At 56.0% G+C, this 19583-nt stretch carries 20 protein-coding genes; 16 read left to right on the forward strand and 4 right to left on the reverse strand.

What is annotated here, in order from left to right; genetic code table 11:
* The first annotated feature begins 36 nt into the window (after positions 1-36).
* From purM to R5L00_RS06355, 8 genes are all read left to right on the forward strand, one after another.
* Positions 37-1095, forward strand: coding sequence for a phosphoribosylformylglycinamidine cyclo-ligase (gene purM, locus R5L00_RS06320; RefSeq protein WP_317653797.1), 1059 nt, complete (start codon positions 37-39; stop codon positions 1093-1095).
* A 34-nt stretch (positions 1096-1129) separates the two neighbouring features.
* The gene (purN, locus tag R5L00_RS06325) at positions 1130-1768 is read left to right on the forward strand and encodes a phosphoribosylglycinamide formyltransferase (RefSeq protein ID WP_317654132.1); all 639 of its coding nucleotides are present in this window, start codon (positions 1130-1132) and stop codon (positions 1766-1768) included.
* A complete protein-coding gene (locus R5L00_RS06330; RefSeq protein WP_317653798.1) occupies positions 1765-2532 on the forward strand; it encodes a DUF3108 domain-containing protein in 768 nt (255 codons plus the stop codon). Before purN ends, R5L00_RS06330 begins: the two co-directional genes overlap by 4 nt.
* A 124-nt stretch (positions 2533-2656) precedes the next feature.
* On the forward strand, positions 2657-3922 hold the full coding sequence (locus R5L00_RS06335) for an RsmB/NOP family class I SAM-dependent RNA methyltransferase (RefSeq protein WP_317653799.1): 1266 nt from the start codon (positions 2657-2659) through the stop codon (positions 3920-3922).
* Positions 3919-4554: a phospholipase D family protein gene (locus tag R5L00_RS06340; protein ID WP_317653800.1), complete on the forward strand. Its 636-nt coding sequence runs from the start codon at positions 3919-3921 to the stop codon at positions 4552-4554. The genes R5L00_RS06335 and R5L00_RS06340 overlap by 4 nt, the downstream gene beginning before the upstream one ends.
* 116 nt (positions 4555-4670) lie before the next feature.
* Positions 4671-5912, forward strand: coding sequence for a mechanosensitive ion channel family protein (locus tag R5L00_RS06345; protein ID WP_317653801.1), 1242 nt, complete (start codon positions 4671-4673; stop codon positions 5910-5912).
* A gap of 191 nt (positions 5913-6103) precedes the next feature.
* Positions 6104-6337: a hypothetical protein gene (locus tag R5L00_RS06350; protein ID WP_317653803.1), complete on the forward strand. Its 234-nt coding sequence runs from the start codon at positions 6104-6106 to the stop codon at positions 6335-6337.
* A 60-nt stretch (positions 6338-6397) separates the two neighbouring features.
* Positions 6398-6697: a hypothetical protein gene (locus R5L00_RS06355; protein WP_317653804.1), complete on the forward strand. Its 300-nt coding sequence runs from the start codon at positions 6398-6400 to the stop codon at positions 6695-6697.
* Positions 6698-6724: 27 nt separating this feature from the next.
* Here the strand turns inward: R5L00_RS06355 and gloA are convergent, their stop codons facing one another.
* Together gloA and R5L00_RS06365 are read right to left on the reverse strand one after the other, a co-directional pair.
* Positions 6725-7114, reverse strand: coding sequence for a lactoylglutathione lyase (gene gloA / locus R5L00_RS06360; RefSeq protein WP_107693547.1), 390 nt, complete (start codon positions 7112-7114; stop codon positions 6725-6727).
* A gap of 1 nt (position 7115) precedes the next feature.
* Positions 7116-7304 carry a rubredoxin gene (locus R5L00_RS06365; protein WP_091135575.1) on the reverse strand — a complete coding sequence of 63 codons (189 nt, stop codon included), beginning with the start codon at positions 7302-7304 and terminating at the stop codon, positions 7116-7118.
* Between the two features lie 48 nt (positions 7305-7352).
* Between R5L00_RS06365 and thiD the strand changes: the two genes are divergently transcribed.
* From thiD to hemL, 3 genes are read left to right on the forward strand one after another with little or no spacing between them, the layout of a single operon-like run.
* Positions 7353-8207 (forward strand): bifunctional hydroxymethylpyrimidine kinase/phosphomethylpyrimidine kinase, encoded by an 855-nt coding sequence (thiD, locus tag R5L00_RS06370; protein WP_107693546.1) that lies wholly within the window; start codon positions 7353-7355, stop codon positions 8205-8207.
* Positions 8188-8871, forward strand: coding sequence for a thiamine phosphate synthase (thiE, locus tag R5L00_RS06375; RefSeq protein ID WP_317653805.1), 684 nt, complete (start codon positions 8188-8190; stop codon positions 8869-8871). The genes thiD and thiE overlap by 20 nt, the downstream gene beginning before the upstream one ends.
* Complete coding sequence (gene hemL / locus R5L00_RS06380) at positions 8858-10141, forward strand: glutamate-1-semialdehyde 2,1-aminomutase (RefSeq protein WP_317654133.1); 1284 nt, start codon at positions 8858-8860, stop codon at positions 10139-10141. The genes thiE and hemL overlap by 14 nt, the downstream gene beginning before the upstream one ends.
* 54 nt (positions 10142-10195) lie before the next feature.
* On the opposite strand, the gene R5L00_RS06385 is transcribed toward hemL, so the two are convergent.
* On the reverse strand, positions 10196-10855 hold the full coding sequence (locus R5L00_RS06385) for a c-type cytochrome (protein WP_317653806.1): 660 nt from the start codon (positions 10853-10855) through the stop codon (positions 10196-10198).
* 244 nt (positions 10856-11099) lie between these two features.
* Between R5L00_RS06385 and R5L00_RS06390 the strand changes: the two genes are divergently transcribed.
* The 4 genes from R5L00_RS06390 to R5L00_RS06405 all read left to right on the forward strand — a co-directional run bounded on the left by R5L00_RS06390 (position 11100) and on the right by R5L00_RS06405 (position 16072).
* A complete protein-coding gene (locus R5L00_RS06390) occupies positions 11100-11516 on the forward strand; it encodes a VOC family protein (RefSeq protein ID WP_317653807.1) in 417 nt (138 codons plus the stop codon).
* A gap of 74 nt (positions 11517-11590) precedes the next feature.
* A complete protein-coding gene (locus R5L00_RS06395) occupies positions 11591-12409 on the forward strand; it encodes an SPOR domain-containing protein (RefSeq protein WP_317653808.1) in 819 nt (272 codons plus the stop codon).
* A 220-nt stretch (positions 12410-12629) separates the two neighbouring features.
* Complete coding sequence (gene map, locus R5L00_RS06400; RefSeq protein WP_317653809.1) at positions 12630-13430, forward strand: type I methionyl aminopeptidase; 801 nt, start codon at positions 12630-12632, stop codon at positions 13428-13430.
* 5 nt (positions 13431-13435) lie between these two features.
* A complete protein-coding gene (locus R5L00_RS06405) occupies positions 13436-16072 on the forward strand; it encodes a [protein-PII] uridylyltransferase (RefSeq protein WP_317653810.1) in 2637 nt (878 codons plus the stop codon).
* Positions 16073-16223: 151 nt separating this feature from the next.
* Here the strand turns inward: R5L00_RS06405 and metE are convergent, their stop codons facing one another.
* Positions 16224-18515 carry a 5-methyltetrahydropteroyltriglutamate--homocysteine S-methyltransferase gene (gene metE / locus R5L00_RS06410; RefSeq protein WP_317653812.1) on the reverse strand — a complete coding sequence of 764 codons (2292 nt, stop codon included), beginning with the start codon at positions 18513-18515 and terminating at the stop codon, positions 16224-16226.
* 141 nt (positions 18516-18656) lie between these two features.
* Here metE and R5L00_RS06415 point away from each other — a divergent pair, with 141 nt between their 5' ends.
* A complete protein-coding gene (locus R5L00_RS06415; RefSeq protein ID WP_107693538.1) occupies positions 18657-19583 on the forward strand; it encodes a LysR family transcriptional regulator in 927 nt (308 codons plus the stop codon).

The raw sequence follows: 19583 nt of genomic DNA on the forward strand, positions 1-19583 counted from the left end.
GCCGTCACTTTATCTGCAACAAGACGAGAACTCAACTTGACTTCATTTAAACGGGAGAACCCGCCCCCCACGCCTCTTTCCTACCGCGCGGCCGGTGTGGACATCGATGCAGGAGACCGGCTGGTAGAAAACATCAAGCCTTACGCCAAGCGTACCATGCGTCCGGAAGTGCTCGCGGGCATCGGCGGGTTCGGCGCGCTGTTTGAAATTTCGAAAAAATATCGTCAACCCGTGCTGGTATCGGGTACGGATGGCGTGGGCACCAAGTTGAAGCTTGCGTTCCAGGCAGGAAGGCACGACAGCGTGGGCATAGACCTGGTGGCAATGAGTGTGAACGATATCCTGGTCCAAGGAGCGGAACCCTTGTTCTTCCTGGACTACTTCGCCTGCGGACGGCTCGATGTGGATACAGCGACCCTCGTAGTCAAGGGTATTGCGGCGGGTTGCGAACAGGCAGGGTGCGCCTTGATCGGCGGCGAGACCGCGGAAATGCCGGGCATGTACCCCGAGGGGGAATACGATCTGGCCGGCTTCGCCGTCGGGGTGGTGGAGAAAGACAATATCATCACAGGCCTGGATATCCGGGAAGGGGACGCAGTATTGGGGTTGGCATCCAGCGGCGCCCATTCCAACGGCTACTCGCTGATACGCAAGATCATCGAAAAAAATGGCATAGACCTGTCTACCGATTTCAACGGCAAAGCGTTAGTTGATGTAATCATGGCGCCAACCCGGATCTATGTTAAGCCGGTGCTCGAACTGATGAGGCAGCTGCCGGTGAAAGGGTTGGCCCATATCACGGGCGGCGGGCTGGTGGAAAATATCCCGCGTGTCCTGCCTGACGGTGTCACCGCGGTATTGAAAAAGGAAACATGGGATATGCCTCCACTTTTCAGGTGGCTGCGGCAACAGGGAAATGTAGACGAGAAGGAAATGTACCGCGTCTTCAATTGCGGTATCGGCATGGCGCTGATCGTGGGACCGGACCTGGCTGATAGGGCAATGCGGTTATTGCAATCGGCGGGCGAAACCGTCTGGCGGATTGGCACGATTCGAACACGCGCTGCAAAAGAAGCGCAGACGATAATTGAGTGAGCAGCAGGGCGTCCGAGGTCGCGCCTCTGCGGAAATGAAATCGCTCGTTATCCTCATCTCGGGCCGGGGAAGCAATATGGAGGCCCTGATTGAGGCGAAACTCCCCGCGCGGATAGCAGCAGTCATCAGCAACAGGCCCAACGCGCCTGGGCTGGAAATTGCAAGAAAGCACGGCCTTGAAACCATCGTGCTGGATCAATTGTCTTATTCCGGTCGTGAGGCATTTGATGCCGCGCTGGCGCAGGCAATCGACAAGTACCGGCCCGATCTGATCGCGCTTGCCGGGTTCATGCGCATCCTGGGGGATGGTTTCGTAAACCGTTATCCTAGGAAACTGATAAATGTCCATCCTTCGCTGCTTCCCGCCTTTCCGGGGCTCCATACTCACCGGCGCGCGTTGCAGGAAGGGGCAAAGATACATGGCTGTACAGTACATTTCGTTACCGCGCAGATGGATCGCGGCCCAATCATTGTTCAGGCGGCGCTCCAGATACTACCGGATGACACCGAGCAAACACTCGCCGCACGCGTACTGCAACAGGAGCACCTTATTTACCCCGAAGCCGTGCGCTGGCTCATGGAGGGCCGGCTTAGAATTTCCGAGAGCGCCGTCGACGTAAGCAACGCCATATTCGATGGCTCCGTTCTGTATTCACCTGGACTATTAAAATGAAATTACCGCTTGCTTTGCTGTGGGCTTTAAGTGTTACCGCATTTACCTTTTCTGCGTTTTCCGCGGGCGCTTACGCGGCGGGTGTTCCTCCGCGCATCGATATCAGCTATACGGTCACATCCGGCAACCTTGAAGCGGAAATGACTGAAACGGTGGAAATCCGCCAGGCAAACGGCACGCGGAGCTATGCCATTAACAGCGAGGGCCGCGCAAAAGGCTTGCTGGCGCTGACACAACCGGACAATGTGGTGCGCGATAGCGAGGGCACGGTAACGGCACAGGGATTGCTTCGCCCCAACCGCTTCTCTGATCAGCACGGCAAGAAACCGCCCAAGGTAGCCATTTTCGATTGGGATAAGAAGCTTCTGACTCTTCAGCATAAACGCGGGGAAGAACAGAAGCCGTTACCCACCGATACGCTGGACAGGCTCAGCCTGCACTATAGCTTCATGTTTTCGCCGGTCGCGGGCAAAATGGTAACGCTGCATGAAACCGATGGCCGCCGCCTCGAACCGGCCCGCTATGCAGTGGGCAAGGAAACCCTGGACACGCCGATGGGCAAACTCGAAACCATCGTACTGACAAAGCAGCTGGAGAAAGAGGGCGACCGCGACAAGAAGATCTGGCTTGCGGTTGACCATCACATGCTGCCCGTACGCGTGGTGGCAGCTGAAAAATTGGGGATTGTGACGGATCAGATGGTCAAAAACATCAGCTATGCGGAAAAATCGGTCAACGACCAGAAACAGGGGCGCTTATACTAAACTAAGCTAACCTGAGCTGACCCGGGTTAACCCGGGCTACAGTAGTCATCGCTCCTGTTATGATGTATGTTGTGTTCGAGCTACGCTATTTCGCCTCCACTTCCTTCCGCAATACCCACAATAGATGCGCCTCACCCCTGCCCACCTGGAGACGGCTACCGCCGCGCTCCGTGCCGTGCTTCCGCTGGAGCATCCCGCTGATTCGATACTCAGGCGTTTTTTCCGGGAGAACCCCAAGCTCGGCGTAAACGACCGGGCGTTTATTGCCGAAGCCGTATTCGGCATTCTGCGTCACCGGTTTTTTCTTGAGCGCGTGATCGATATTGCGACTCCGCGTTCGCTGTTGCTCGGCTATCTGGCGAAATTCCACGGGATGAATCTGCGCGAACTGACGCCGCTCGTCAGCGAAGCAGATGCGAAGTGGATTGCACAATTGAAGGCAGTGAGGCTGGAATCGCAGCCGCTGGCTGTCCAAGCGGAATTTCCGGACTGGTTGACCGAAAAACTGCACGGTTTCATGGAAGAGCGTGAGATTCTCGATCTGGGACGCTCGATGCAAGAGCCGGCACCACTCGATCTGCGCGTCAATGCGTTGCTTGCGAACCGCGAAGAAGTGCTTGCGCTACTGAAAAGTGATGGTATCGAGGGCGATGCTACGCCGTACTCTCCCGCCGGCATCCGCCTTTTCGGTAAACCCGGCATCAACCGCAATGAATTGTTCACTACTGGCAAAGTGGAAGTCCAGGACGAAAGCAGCCAGTTGCTGGGCTATCTGCTCGCTCCGCGCCGCCGCGACATGGTTGTCGATTTTTGTGCGGGGGCAGGCGGCAAGTCCCTGATGCTAGGCGCTTTCATGCGGTCACAAGGACGCATTTATGCGTTCGATACCTCGGAAAAACGGCTTAATAACCTCAAGCCGCGCCTCAAGCGCTCCGGTTTGTCCAACCTGTATCCGCAGCTTATCGTCAACGAGAACGATCTGAAGGTAAAACGGCTTGCAGGCAAGATCGACCGCGTGCTGGTGGATGCGCCGTGTAGCGGCCTGGGGACGCTTCGCCGCAACCCGGATCTGAAATGGCGGCAGTCTCCGCACAGCATCGAAGAACTCAAGCGCAAACAGGGCGCTATCCTGGCGTCGGCGTCAAATCTGCTCAAACCCGGCGGCAGGCTTGTCTATGCCACTTGCAGTTTTTTGCCGGAAGAAAACCAGGAAATCGTCGAGAATTTTCTCGCGGCCCATCCGCTTTTCACGCTTCTGAATTGCGCCGAGCTGCTGGCGCAACAGAAAATCCCGCTCGACACCGGCGTTTTCATGCAACTGTCGCCGCGCTCGCATCACACCGATGGTTTTTTTGCCGCTGCATTGGAACTGGCGAACAGCAAAAAATGATATTACGGGTTGGTAACGTGCCCCTCTCCAGGTGGCTCGCCGGCTGCATGGCAATCCTGGTTACAGCGTCTGCAGGGGCTTTCCAGCCTGTACCAGCTTATGAACGCGATCACAATAAAGGTCACGACAGCGGCCACGACAGGAAGGCCCCCGTTGCGCTTCCTGCGACAGGCACGGTACAGACTGCTTTTACGCCGGGGGATGATGCCGGCAAGCTCATCACGGACGCCATCGATACGGCCCAACACCAGGTTTTGGTGCAGGCGTTCAGTTTCACCCACCGCAAAATTGCTGAAGCACTGGTTGCAGCCAAACGCCGCGGTGTGGATGTCAAAGTCCTCTCCGACAAGAATCAAATCCACCGGATTCCAACGAGTTTGATATCGAGAATTGCGGCGGAAGGTGTACCCGTTTTTACCGATTCAGATCACGACAGCGCCCATAATAAAGTGATGGTGATCGACGCCGGCAGCCCGGAAGCCACGCTGATAACGGGTAGCTTCAACTTCACCCATGCCGCCCAGTATAAAAATGCGGAGAATGTGCTGTTGATAAAGGGTAATGCAGCGCTTATCGATCTTTACAGGAAAAACTGGCAACGCCACTATGAGCACTCGCTGCCTTACCGGTAGCGCTTGCAGTTGTCCCGGCTTTTGTCGACACCCACGTTTTTCCCCAGGGGACTTTCCAACGTTTCCACATGTCAGCCGAAATGCCAGCCCAGATTTCAGCCCCGACGCCAGCTCAAATGCCAGCCGACAGCGAATTCCAGAGTCTGCTGCGTAATCTGATCACGGACGTGCAGGAAGCGAGCGTGTTGTGGCAAATTGCCGTGCTGGTAGCAAGTCTCGGGCTTGCGTGGCTGTTACTGCGGCAATTCGAGCGCCGCGTTCGAGTTCCATCAGAAAGCAAAAGCCGGCGCCTTAATATCAGCATGCGCAGCATGAGCCGACTCATGTTTCCGGTGTTCGCGCTTGCGCTCGTCATTCCCGGGAGGTGGCTGCTCAGCTACTGGTACTCCCCCCATCTTCTTAACATCGTGGTACCGCTACTGTTTGCGCTCGCCCTGATTCGCGTAACTGTCTATATGTTGCGCAGAGTGTTTTCGACCCAGAAGTGGCTGCATCCTTGGGAGCTGTTTATTGGCTGGATTGTCTGGATCGGCCTTGCGCTTTATATAACAGGCCTGTTGCCTGGAATACTCGATCTTCTCGACAATGTCGGGTTTCACGTCGGCAAACAGCGGCTTTCGATATTGCTCATCGCGCAGGGGATCGCTGCATTCACCGCCAGCATACTGGTCGCGCTTTGGCTCGCCACCGCGTTCGAAACCCGGCTAATGGACGCCAGCGCGCTGGACATCAACCAGCGCGTCATTCTCTCGAAAATCAGCCGCACGATCCTGATTGTGGCAGGGGTCCTGATCGCGCTACCCATGGTGGGGGTAGATATCACCGTTTTGTCGGTGTTCGGGGGCGCGCTTGGAGTAGGGCTCGGATTCGGCCTGCAGAAGATTGCAAGTAACTACATCAGTGGATACATTATTCTGCTGGATCGATCCCTGCACATCGGTGATACCGTGGCGGTGGACAACCGCAAGGGAGAGGTTGTTTCGCTTACTACGCGATATGTGGTGCTCAAGACCGAAGACGGAACTGAAGCGCTTATTCCGAACGACACGTTTATTACTTCGACGGTTGTCCGTCAAACCTATGCCAACCACCGCCTGCGTCTAATTATAACCATAAAGGTCAGCTACTCCAGCCCGGTAGAGACGGCCATGCGCATCATGCTGGAAGCCGCGAAGCGGCAGCAGATATTGGCGGAACCCGAACCTACCGTTATCCTCAAGGAATTTGCCGAGAATGGCGCCATCGTTGACCTGATAATATGGGTGCAAGATCCAGAAGGTGGAGTGTTACGGCTGCGCTCCAACCTCAACCGTGAAATCCTGGCGGAATTTGAAAAGAACGGTATCGGCGTGAAATAAGGCTGATGGGAACAACGGAATAATTCCGACCAAATCACACGCACCTCCTGCCGCCCTGCCAGAGGTGCCAGCCTTGAAATCCACCCAAGTTTTGAGATACGATCCTGCTATCACACACCTGTCCACCTGTCCGCGCCCGTGGAAATTCCGGTCCTGGCCCCGCGGCGGATTGCTAACTGATCACCAGACATATGAAGAAAATACTACCGGCGCTGTTTTTCGCGCTTTGCTCGATACAGGTTTCAGCGCAGGTTTCCGCGCAAAAAGAGGCTCAGGAATTCCCCTGGTCCAAGGCGGCAAAAATCATCGCGGCGGACGAGGCAAAAGCCGCTGCGTCAAAGCCGAAAAAACCGGACCCGCAGCTTGAAGCCGAAACCAAAAAGCGTGAGAAGGCAGCTGACGCGGAAAACAAGAAGAGCAAATAACGAGGGACCTTGGCGTTTAACTCACTCGCAGAGACGAGCTCCTAACGCCAGGAACTCTTTATGGGCGCCTTGATTTTCTATACCGGGATCTATTTCCTGGGCTATTACGCCGCGCACCTGCTCAACCAGGCGACTGGCCGGGCTTTGGTAAGTAATCGCCGCATCGCGGGCCTCGTTCTGGTGCTCACCGTCAGCGTAGCCCACGCGTACAAGATAATTTCCACTCCTCCGCCTCATGATCACGGGGATGGGGCGAATTACGCACTCGGCTTATACGTTATTCTGCCTGTCATCATCATCTCGATCGCCGTATTCTTCTTCAACCGGCAGGATGGGCAGGACGACAACGATCAGTCATAGGACGGGCGCTAATACGTCCAGGCGTGTCTAGGCGGTTTTCTTCTGGATGAATTCGATCTTGTAGCCGTCGGGGTCTTCCACAAAAGCGATGACGGTGGCGCCATGTTTCATCGGTCCCGCTTCCCGCGTTACCTTGCCGCCGCGCTTCTTCACTTCCGCGCAGGCCTTGTAGGCATCGTCCACTTCTACCGCAATATGCCCATAGCCATTGCCCAGGTCATATTGCTTCGTATCCCAGTTGTGGGTTAACTCCAATACTGTGCCAAGCACCTCATCCTGATAACCGACAAAGGCGAGCGTAAACTTTCCCTCGGGGTAATCTTTCCGCCGCAGTACTTTCATCCCCAGCACATCGGTATAGAAGGCGATGGATTTTTCCAGATCGCCAACACGCAGCATGGTATGAAGAATACGCATTTCAGATTTCAATCATTTCAAAATCTTCCTTGCGCGCGGCGCATTCCGGGCAAGTCCAATTCATCGGAACGTCTTCCCATCGAGTGCCGGGAGGAATGCCTTCCTGTGGCGACCCTTCGGCTTCATCATATACATAACCGCAAATGAGACACATGTAGCAACGGTAAACGCGAGTTTCTGTGGTGGTCATGATGAGCGGGAGTAATTAGGTTAAAATATCATTTTACGGTATTAGTCCATGTCTCAGCCACCCCCCACGGTACTTTCTTTCGCTGCCAGCGACTCAACCGGTGGTGCCGGTATTCAGGCCGATGTTCTCACCCTCGCCAGCATGGGATGTCACCCGTTATCGGTGATCACAGCCATAACCATCCAGGATACAGCCGGAGTGGACGACGTAATGGCCCTGGACCCTGAATGGGTGGCCGATCAGGCACGGGCGGTCCTGGAAGACATGCCGGTACATGTGTTCAAGATCGGGCTATTGGGCAGCGTGGAAATTATAGCCTCCATTGCGGAGGTCATTTCCGATTATCCCAACATTCCGCTGGTACTGGACCCGGTCCTTGCGTCGGGACGAGGTGATGAACTCGCCAACGACGAGATGGTCATGGCAATGCGGGAACTGTTGCTTCCTCAGGCGACCATTATCACCCCCAACAGCATGGAAGCGAGGCGGCTCGCCCAGGACGACGAGGATGATTATGACATGCCGAATCTGAACGAGTGCGCCGGTCGGCTTTTGCGCCTGGGCTGCGAATACGTCCTGATTACGGGTACACACGAAAATACGTCCCAAGTCATCAACAACCTGTACGGAAGCGGCGGCATCGTACGGTCGGACACATGGCGTCGACTGACTGGCTCGTACCATGGGTCTGGCTGCACGCTCGCCTCGGCTATCGCTGCTGGCCTTGCGAACGGACTATCGATGGCCGAAGGAGTCTATGAAGCGCAAGAATATACCTGGCAATCGCTGAAAGCCGGATTTCGCCCGGGAATGGGACAGTATCTGCCTGATCGAATGTTCTGGGCTCGTGACGAGAGCGATACCGGGGACGGGAACGACAACGATGCCCCAGGCGATAATTAACGGGTTATACGCTCTCACCCCGGATGTGGCGAACACACCGGAGCTGGTTGCGATGACGCGGCAGGCCCTGGAAGGCGGAGCCAGTCTGGTCCAATACCGCAACAAGGCAGCCGGGAGCGAATTGCGTCGGGAGCAGGCACACGCGCTCGCTCGTCTTTGCCGAGCCTTCGAGGTTCCATTCGTCATCAACGATCATCTTGACCTGGCGATTGACGTGAGCGCCGACGGCGTGCATTTAGGGCGGGAGGACACTCCCCTTACCGATGCGCGCCGACTCCTGGGGCACAGTAAGATTATTGGCATTTCCTGCTATGACCGGCTGGAGCGTGCCGCGGAAGCCGAGCATCACGGCGCAGACTATGTCGCATTCGGCGCTTTTTTCGCTTCTGTGACCAAGCCTGGAGCAACCCCCGCGGCACTAGACCTGCTGAACCGCGCAAAGCAGGAACTGCAGATTCCGGTGGTCGCTATCGGCGGCATCACCTCCGATAATGCGGCCGGCTTGATACGGCGCGGCGCCGATGCGGTGGCGGTAAGCAACGCGTTGTTTCATGCCTCGGACATTCGAGCCGCCGCTGAAGACTTTTCCCGCTTGATTAAGCAAAATAAGCGAAGCAAGCATTCCATTCCTCACCATCATGGGCTAGCCAATAATGTCACGTAACCAGCAATTATTCGAACGCTCTCAAAAATATATTCCCGGCGGGGTAAATTCACCGGTCCGCGCCTTCAAGTCAGTGGGTGGCACGCCCGTATTTTTCGAGCGGGGGCTGGGCCCTCGGGCGTGGGATGCGGATGGTAAAGCTTATATCGATTACGTCGGTTCCTGGGGCCCTCTGATTCTTGGTCATGCCCACCCGGAAGTGGTGGCGGCAGTGCAGGCTGCGGCACAAAAGGGGCTGACCTTTGGAGCGCCTACAGCGGCGGAGCTGGAAATCGCCGAACTGCTGTGCAATCTTGTTCCTTCGATCGAGCAAGTGAGACTGGTCAGTTCGGGTACCGAGGCCACGATGAGCGCGATTCGTCTTGCGCGAGGGTATACGGGCCGTAACCGCATCATCAAATTTGAGGGTTGCTACCATGGCCACGACGATGCCTTGCTGGTGAAAGCAGGGTCGGGGGCCCTGACGTTTGGCAATCCGAGTTCTGCCGGGGTTCCGGCAGAAACCGCTGCCAGCACGGTGGTGCTGGATTACAACGATATCACTGGTATCGAGCAAGCGTTCAGTGAGTTCGGCGATGAGATTGCCGCGGTCATTGTCGAGCCCGTGGCGGGCAACATGAATCTGGTGGCGCCGAATCCGGGTTTTCTGCCGGGCCTGCGCGAATTGTGCACGCGTCATGGCAGCGTACTGATCTTTGATGAGGTAATGACGGGCTTTCGTGTCGGATTGGAATGCGCCCAAGGGCTTTATGGCATAAAACCCGATCTCACCACGCTCGGTAAAGTAATCGGTGGCGGAATGCCGATGGCGGCGTTCGGCGGCAGGCGGGACATCATGCAGTGCCTGGCGCCGGTAGGAGCGGTATACCAGGCCGGCACGCTTTCGGGCAATCCGGTTGCGGTGGCCGCTGGACTCGCGACGTTGCGACTGGTGCAAAAGCCCGGATTCTACGAACAACTTTCGGCTACAACCCGGCAGTTAACTGACGGCCTTACCGCTGCCGCGAAGGAGCGCGGCGTCGTTTTTTGCGCACAAGCCGTGGGGGGAATGTTCGGCCTCTATTTCCGGAATAGCCTGCCGACTAGTTACGCGGAAGTAATGAGTTGCGACCGGGAAGCTTTTAACCGCTTTTTTCATGCAATGCTGGAGGAAGGTAACTATTTCGCGCCCTCAGCCTTTGAAGCCGGGTTTGTCTCGGCAACTCACGGCGATTCGGAAATCAACAACACGCTGACGGCCGCAGGAAAAATATTCGATTCATGGAAATAAAAACGGCCCGCGATAGCGGGCCGCTGCGGTTGTCTACCCCGAGGCCGGTTCTGTTCAGCGCAGGCCCGAGATAAACTCGGAAACTGCCTGCATTTCCTTTTCGCTCATGCGCGTGGTGATCATATGCATCACCTGGTTGTCATCGTTTGAACGCAACTCCTTCCGAAATGCGCGCAGTTGCGTCAGGGTGTAGTCCTGGTGCTGACCGGCAAGGCGAGGATAGTTAGGCGGAAGACCAGAACCATTGGGCGAATGGCATCCTGCGCAAGCAGGAACACTCGTCTCGAGGTTGCCCCCCCGGTATACTTTCTCGCCCTGTTCAGCCAGGGCTTTGTCTTTTGCAGCTCCCGGCTTGGGCTTCTGCTGGGCATAGTAAGCAGCAAGATTCTTCATGTCCTCGGGGGTGAGAGGCGCGACCATCGCGCTCATTACCGCGCTTTCCCGCGCCGCCGGCTTCCCGCCCTCGGACTTGAAATCATTCAATTGCTTGGTGATATACTCGGTATGCTGTCCGGCCAAGCTTGGATTTGCGGGTATAAGGCTATTACCGTCGGCGTTGTGGCATGCCGCGCAAACCTGAGTTGCAATTTGCTGACCTTTAGACGGGTCGCCCTTGATCTTTCCAGCCTCCGGCGAAGTTTCCGCAAAAACCTGATTGGAAAGCGCCAGTGCGGCCAATACCATCATATTCGAAATCAGTTTCGTGCCTTGCATTCCTGACGCTCCGGAAGAAAAGTGATAAAACCATGTCAATAACATTGTATTTTATCAGGGCGATGGCGGGTTCACAACAAGAAAGCTTCTGAACTATCAACCGTTTTGATCATGTCTATCGTTTTGTGGAAGGCCGTTTAATTGGCTCGCGAAAAGACGAACGTACCGACGTGCTTGCACTTATGGCACAACCGGGCGGTGGCTCATCTAGTCTGCCGTTAAATGGAAATTAAAGGAGGAAAGAGTGGGTACAAAAATTTTTGTGAATCTGCCGGTGAAAGATCTCGGCAAATCCGTGGAATTCTTCACCAAACTCGGCTTTAAGTTCGATCCTCAATTTACCGATCAAACTGCAACCTGCATGATCGTGGCCGACGACATTTTCGTTATGCTGCTGACCGAGGAAAAGTTCAAGCTGTTTACCCCGAAAAAGATCTGCGACGCAACGCAAGGTACGGAAGTGCTCATCTGCTTGTCCTGTGAAAGCCGGGGGAAAGTGGATGAGATGGTAAACTGCGCGGTAGCCGCGGGCGGAACAACCTACAACGAGCCACAAGACCACGGGTTTATGTATGGGCATGGGTTCCAGGACCCGGACGGCCACATCTGGGAACTCATGTTCATGGAAACTGGCGCGATGAGCCAAGCCGAAATGCAATAACAATAAATGACGGCGCCGGTCCCTCCAGATACAATCGGGCCGTCAATCTGGCGCAAATATCGTTAAGCCTGTAAATGAGAATACTCTTTTTTCTTCTGTTGTTTGCCAACCTGATTTTTGCGGCCTATATCCAATGGGGTCCCGCGGCCAGCGGTCGCGTGCAGCTGGCCGCAGAATTCCATCCGGAAAGAATACAACCATTGTCTGCGCTACCGGCGGGGTCCACCCTTTCCGCTTCCGCTCGTCCCGAGCCCGAGCGACCCGTGGCCCCCCCTCCTGCTTTGACTCGCCCCAAGTCCGAACGGCCTGAGTCCGTAGCTCCCGGGCCCGTCGCGCCTGAGCCTCGTGCTGCGTCCGCTCCTCCCGAGTCTACCGCTTCCGAGTCCATGGCTTCCGCGTCCGCGGCTCCTGAGCCCGCACGTCCTGCGACTTGTCTGGAATGGGGGGATTTTCTCAGCGTAGAGCATGCACGGATGGAGGCCGCGATGGCCCGAGTGCAACTGAACCACGAGACACAGCGCATAGGAGTGGGAAAGAGAAGCGGCTACTGGGTCTACATACCGCCCCTGAGAAACAGGGAACACGCGGTGCGAAAAATGGGAGAGCTTGGCAGACTCAGGATTAACAATTATTACCACGTCCAGGACAATGGCCAATGGAACAACGCCATCTCCATGGGCTTTTTTGTTAACGAGGACGAGGCGGACGATTTACTCGAAGAACTGAAACGCACAGGCGTGAGGTCGGCGGTAATGGGGAAACGGTATCTGGAGCAGATAAAGTTTGTCCTGCGGGATCCTCCGCAGGAGGTTGTCGAAAAGATGAAGACGATAAAAGGGGAGTTTCCCGGCAGCAAGCTTGAGACGGTGCAGTGTGACCGGACCAGAAAATGAGGTGAAAGCCGCGACCACCTGACGCATAAAGAAGGCGACGCCCTGGTGCCGCGGCTTGCGTCTGCTTCCATATCCGCCCTGTAAGCATCCATGACTGCATCATCTTAAGCCCGTTCGGGCCCGTGCCCGGCGGATGATCTTTGCGGTCAGCAACGGGTATTGCAATGCGATACTCCAGCCCCCATCATATGTTTTTATGTTATCTGCCACGGAAATCACTATGACTGTGTCTCTAAAGACCCCGCAGGAAGTCGAAAAAATGCGGGTGGCGGGGAAGCTTGCCTCGGAGGTGCTGGATTACATCACCCCGTTCGTCAAGCCGGGAGTCACAACTGATGAACTTGATAAACTGTGCCACGACTACATGGTCGACGTCCAGCACGTTATCCCCGCTCCGCTCGATTATGCGCCGCCGGGGTACTCGCCGTATCCGAAATCAATTTGCACCTCGGTCAATCATCAAGTTTGTCATGGGGTGCCGGGGGAGAAAAAACTCAAGTCGGGCGACATCGTCAACATCGATGTGACCGTCATCAAGGACCAGTACCATGGCGATACCAGCCGCATGTTTTTCGTGGGTGAACCGGGTATCCAAGCCAGGCGCTTGTGTGAAATTACTTACGAGTCGATGTGGCGCGGGATTGAGGAGATCAAACCGGGGAAACATCTGGGCGACGTCGGCCATGCTATTCAACGCTTCGCTGAAAGTCAGGGATATAGCGTGGTGAGAGAGTTCTGCGGCCACGGCATCGGCGCAAAATTTCATGAAGATCCCCAGGTGCTCCATTATGGCCGTCCCGGAACCGGGCTGGAACTTAAAGCCGGCATGATTTTCACGGTTGAGCCGATGATTAACGCGGGCAAGGCTCCTATACGCCAGATGGCCGACGGCTGGACCATTGTTACGAAGGATCATAGCTTGTCGGCACAATGGGAGCATACCGTGCTGGTCACCGAAACCGGATATGAAGTGCTGACCTTATCGGCTGGCGCGCCGCAGAAACCTGTATTCCGCTCCTGACTGTCATGGGGCCGCTTGAGGCAGGGTCGCCTCCCGGCAGTTTCAATACTGAGACAAGTACTGAGACATTCAGGCAGGCGCTGCTGCAAGGCCGCGAGTCATTACGCCAGCGCTATTACAGCAATGGCAACGGCGCAGCCCTGCTGCGCGGCCACAACCGGCTGCTCGATGATATCCTTCGCCAGGTCTGGCGCGAGATGGCACTCCCGGACTCAATTGCCCTGCTGGCGGTCGGCGGCTATGGCAGGCAGCAGCTTTTTCCATATTCAGACATCGATCTGCTGGTGCTGCTTCCGGAGGAAGGTAGCGGCGCCAACGTTGCGGATGGCGCTGTCGAGGTCCGGCTGGAACAGTGGGTTAGACTATTGTGGGATCTCGGACTGGAAATCGGCCACAGTGTCCGCACCATCGCCCACTGCGTCGAGGAGGCAGCCAAGGATATCACGGTGCAAACCAGCTTGCTCGAAGCCCGGCAGCTGTCGGGGCATCGCCCGTTGTTTGACGAATTTGCGAAAACGATGCAGGTCATGCTTGAGCCGGAAGCTTTCTTTCAAGCCAAGCAACTTGAGCAGGAGCAGCGCCACGGCCGCTATCACGACGCCACGCATAATCTTGAGCCCAACATCAAGGAGAGCCCTGGCGGGCTTCGCGATCTGCAAAACGTCCTGTGGGTCAGCCGGGCTGCAGGGTTCGGAAAATCCTGGCCTGATTTGGCGAGAGGAAGCTTGATCACTCCGCGTGAAGCTCGTCTTGCGCAACGTCATCAGGCTCTTCTGCAAGATCTCCGTATTCGGCTCCACTATCTCGCTGGGCGCCGCGAAGACCGGCTGTTGTTCGATTTTCAGACCGCGCTCGCCGATGAGCTTCGCATAGGCGCTAAGCCTCCTCGCCGCGCGAGCGAGATATTGATGCAGCGGTATTATCGCGCCGCCCAGGGCGTTACACAGATCAATACGATTCTGTTGCTTACGCTGGAGGCAAGGATTTCTCCCGGCGCGAATGCGGTTCCGGTCATCATCAACGAGCGTTTCCAGAAGCGAAGTGAGTGGCTGGAAGCAAGAGACGAGGATCTTTTCCACAAGGAGCCAGCCGCGATCCTGGAAAGCGTGCTACTGCTGCAGCAGCACCCCGAACTGAAAGCCCGCAGTGCGACCACGCTGAGAGCAATGTGGCAGGCGGCACCCCTCATCAACGCGGCATTTCGACGCAACCCCCACAATAGGGCGCATTTCATGGAGATCCTGCGTCAACCGCACGGGCTGACGAGTGAGTTGCGCCTGCTCAATCGCTACGGCATTCTAGGACGCTACCTCCCGGCGTTCGGGCGTATCGTGGGCCAGATGCAGCACGACCTGTTTCACGTCTATACGGTAGATGAGCACATTCTCATGGTGGTGAGAAACCTGCGCCGGTTTCTTTCCCCCGAGTTTGCCCATGAATATCCGCTTTGCAGCCGGCTTATTGGTGAATTCCAGCGGCCTGAAGTGCTCTATATCGGGGGCATCTTCCATGACATTGCAAAAGGACGGCAGGGAAACCATTCGATCCTCGGTAAGAGGGACGCAGCGCGTTTCTGCCACGACCACGCCCTTTCACCGGAAGATACTGACCTGATCATTTGGCTGGTCGAAAACCATCTTTTCATGTCAATGACTGCGCAAAAAAAAGACATAGCCGATCCGGACGTGATTGCTGATTTTGCCGGGCACATGGGTAACGAGCGACGCCTTGTCGCGCTTTATCTGCTTACCGTGGCCGATATTCGGGGTACCAGTCCAAAAGTATGGAACGCCTGGAAGGCGAAATTGCTGGAAGATTTGTTCCGGGCCGCGCGGCGTCAGCTCTGCGGCGAGCCCGCTTATGCCGACAGGACGCTGACCAGCCGGAAGAACAAGGTCATGGAGTTGCTGCAACTCGATAATATTGCTGTCAGTGGGGACGAGAAGCTCTGGAGGATACTGGATCCGGCCTATCTGCTGTCGCACGAGCCCCAGCAAATCGCGTGGCATGCGCGCCACCTGATCCATCAAACAGAACCACTAACTCCGCTCGTGAAGACCCGTATTGCACCGGCTGGAACAGGCATTGAGGTATTGGTCTATGCGGCCGATCAAAAGGATCTGTTTGCGCGTATCTGCAGTTTCTTCGACCGCATCGATTGCAATATCGTTGAAGCAAGGATACATACCGCCCGCCACGGTTACGCACTCGATAGCTTCCTCGTGCTCGACCCTTTCGATATGGCCCAGCGTCACCGCGACGTAGTCGATTTCATCGAGCATGAACTTGCACAGCAATTGGCCGAGCATGCTCCGTTACAGCCTCCGGTCAAAGGGCGCTTGAGCCGGCATCTCAGGCATTTTCCCATTGCCCCCGAAGTGGACATAGAACTGGACGAAAAAGGCGAATACAGTATTTTATCGATCGTTGCCGGCGACCAGCCGGGGCTGCTTTCGCGTATCGCGCAAGTGCTGGTCAGCTTTGGCGTAAACGTGCACAGCGCGCGGGTCAACACCCTGGGAGAACGCGCTGAAGATACGTTTCTGGTGACGGGAGATGCATTGCAAAAATCGAGAACACTGCTTCGTTTGGAAACGGAGCTTATCAAGGCCCTGCAAACTTCATGCGAAGCAGCCACCTAAATCTGATAGTTAAGCCTTGACACGGGCATTCGCCTACGGAATTTCCAGCCAGCCGGGTGACGGCCCATCCCCGACTGGCCCATCTACTTCGCCAGCAATCCAGTACCTAAGCTAACCCCATTGCCCGGACTCAGGCTGTTGCGCCGGCGGATTAATTCACTGAAATTTTCGGAAGATTAAGCGTACGCAACAGTCGCGCCGCTTCAACCATTCGCTGCAGGGCAGCCTCTGTTTCCACCCAGCCTCTCGTCTTCAAACCGCAATCGGGGTTAACCCATAACTGCGACGGGTCGATCACTTTACACGCCTTTTCCAGCAGTTCCAGGATTTCTTCCGTCCGGGGAATCCGCGGCGAATGAATGTCATACACACCGGGTCCGATCTCGTTGGGATACTTGAACTGACCGAATGCGTTAAGCAACTCCATGCGTGAGCGCGAGGTCTCGATTGTAATGACGTCGGCATCCATCTCTGCAATGGCGGGCAGGATATCGTGGAACTCGGAGTAGCACATATGGGTATGTATCTGCGTGTCGTCCCTTACACTCGAGCTGGCGACGCGGAATGCTCGCACTGCCCACTGCAAGTACTCATCCCAGTCCGGTTTTTTTAGCGGCAGGCCCTCGCGAAATGCCGGCTCGTCAATCTGGATTATTCCGATGCCGGCTCGCTCCAGATCCGCAACCTCGTCACGGATGGCAAGCGCCAGCTGGAGCGCAGTATCGGCACGAGGCTGATCATCACGCACGAAGGACCACATCAGCATCGTTACAGGACCGGTCAACATGCCTTTGACCGGTCGGGGTGTCAGGCTTTGCGCGTATTGAATCCAGTCAACCGTCATCGGCTCGGGACGGTAGATATCCCCGTAGAGAATAGGCGGCTTCACGCAGCGCGAACCGTAACTCTGCACCCATCCGTTCTCGGTAAAAACATAACCCCACAACTGCTCGCCGAAATATTCCACCATGTCGTTGCGCTCGGCCTCTCCATGCACGAGAACATCCAGGCCGATTTCTTCCTGCTTTCTTATTGCCAGCGCTATCTCGTCACGCATCGCCTGGAGATACTGCAAATTGCCAAGCTCGCCTTTTTTGAAGGCAGCGCGCGCCTGCCGTATTTCGGCCGTTTGCGGAAACGAGCCTATGGTTGTGGTGGGCAACAGCGGGAGTTTAAAGCGCTGCCGTTGACGCGACTGCCGAACCGGGAATGGGCTGGCGCGTTCGTTTTCTTTCCGCGTCAAGCTTCGCAAACGCTCCTGCACCACCGGATTGTGAATGCGTTCTGATTGTGCACGTACCCGACTTGCCTCGGTAGAAGCACTCAGGATTTCTGATATTGCGCTTTCTCCATGGGTCACGCCGCGTCCGAGGGCCGATACCTCATGCAGCTTCTGCACCGCGAATGCCAGCCAGTTCTTGATCTCCCCATCCAGCCTCGTCTCCAGCTCGAGATCAACCGGGCAATGCTGGAGAGAGCAACTCGGCGCAATCCATAACCTTTCGCCAAGGATAGCTTGAACACGTGACAACATCGAGAATGACCGGGCGAGATCAGAACGCCATATGTTGCGTCCATCTACGATGCCCAGTGAGAGCACTTTCCCGACAGGGTAGTGGTCGAGAAAAGTTTCAAGCTGGTCGGGCGCACGGCACAAATCGATATGCAAGCCGTCCACCGGCAATTCCTTGAGGCGGTTGGCATGCTTGTCCACTGCTTCGAAATAAGTGGTTAACAGCAGCTTGGTCAGCCTGGGCTCGGCCAGGGCGGTATAGGCCTGGTCCAGACCGCGCAGCCATTCCTCTCCCAAATCGAGCGCTAGCAGCGGCTCGTCAATCTGCACCCATTCCACGCCAAGTGATGCAAGCTGGCCGAGAATGTCGCGATAGACCGGCAACAGTTGCGGTAACAAATCCAGGCGACTGAAACCCGGCGTGCTCTCCTTGCCTAGGTACAAATATGTCAACGGGCCGATCAGCACTGCTTTCGGAGAAATGCCGAGCGCCTGTGCCTCAGCCACTTCTTTGAAGAGCTGCGGCGACGCAACACGGAATCGAGTGTCCGCATCGAATTCCGGCACGATGTAGTGATAATTGGTATCGAACCACTTGGTCATCTCCATGGCTGGCTGAGTCGCGGTTCCGCGCGCCATGGCAAAATACAATTCCAGCCCGATTTCGTCCTGCTGCGCGTTAAACCTTGCGGGGACCGCGCCGAGCAGTGCTGTCATGTTCAACATCTGGTCGTACAGTGCGAAATCTCCAGCCGGAATCAGGTCGATGCCGAGGTCTCGCTGCAGAGTCCAATGCCTCTGCCGTAACTCGGCCGCTGTGGCATTAAGCTTTTCGTCGCTAATATCCGCGCGCCAATAGGCTTCAAGCGCTTGTTTCAACTCACGCCGGGCGCCGATTCGCGGAAAACCCAGGTTATGTGTCAGTGCCATCAATGCTCTCCTTGATTGCTCTGGTGCAGACTCGGTTGCAATGAGAACAGATTGTGTGACAGACTAACCTATGAATCAAATGAAACGCTATATAATATTGATGAATACAATTCATACGTAACCCGTAAATAATTTATACCCATGTCAGTCTCCACGCTTGAACTACGGCATCTTCGTACACTCTCGGCACTTCATGAAACCGGGAGCGTGTCGAGCGCGGCAAAACGCGTACACCTGACCCAGTCAGCGTTATCGCATCAGATCAAAGCATTGCAGGACCACTATGGGCTACCGATCGTGCGGCGCCAGGGACAATCCGTCGAGCTCACCGATGCCGGAAAACAGCTGGTTGCGTTGGCTGGTAAAGTACTGGAAGAAATCCGGGCGACCGAACGCAGTCTTGCCAAACTGTCCCAGCAGGCATCGGGAAGCCTGCGCATAGCGCTGGAATGCCACACTTGTTTCGATTGGCTGATGCCGCTGATGGATGTGTTCCGCCAGAACTGGCCGGATGTGGAACTCGATCTCGTCTCCGGCTTCCACAGCGACCCCGTCAAACTCCTGGAGGAAGGAGGGGCGGACGTCGTAATAGGATCGGAACACAAGCGGAAACGGGGCGTGGTACACCACCCCTTGTTCCGTTTCGAGATTCTTGCAGTGCTTGCGCCGGACCATCCCCTACGCGGGAAACGAATATTACAGGCTCCTGATTTTGCCGACCTGACACTCATTACCTACCCGGTTCCGGAAGACCGTATCGATCTGATCCTCAACGTACTGAAACCCGCCGGCATCCATCCTCAGCGACGCACTGCAGAACTGACCGTCGCCATCCTCCAGCTTGTAGCCAGCCGCCGCGGGATTGCAGCACTGCCCAGTTGGGGAATACAGAATTACGTCGATCATGACTACGTGATTGCCCGCCGCATCGGCGCGCACGGACTGTGGAGCGACCTATACGCATCGACCCTTACCGAAACTGCTTCCCGCCCTTATCTCCGAGATTTTCTGGCTACTGCAAGGAACACGTGTTTCGCCACGCTGGAAGGAATCTTCCCGTTGGACTAA

Source organism: Nitrosospira sp. Is2 (assembly GCF_033095785.1).
Lineage (GTDB): Bacteria > Pseudomonadota > Gammaproteobacteria > Burkholderiales > Nitrosomonadaceae > Nitrosospira.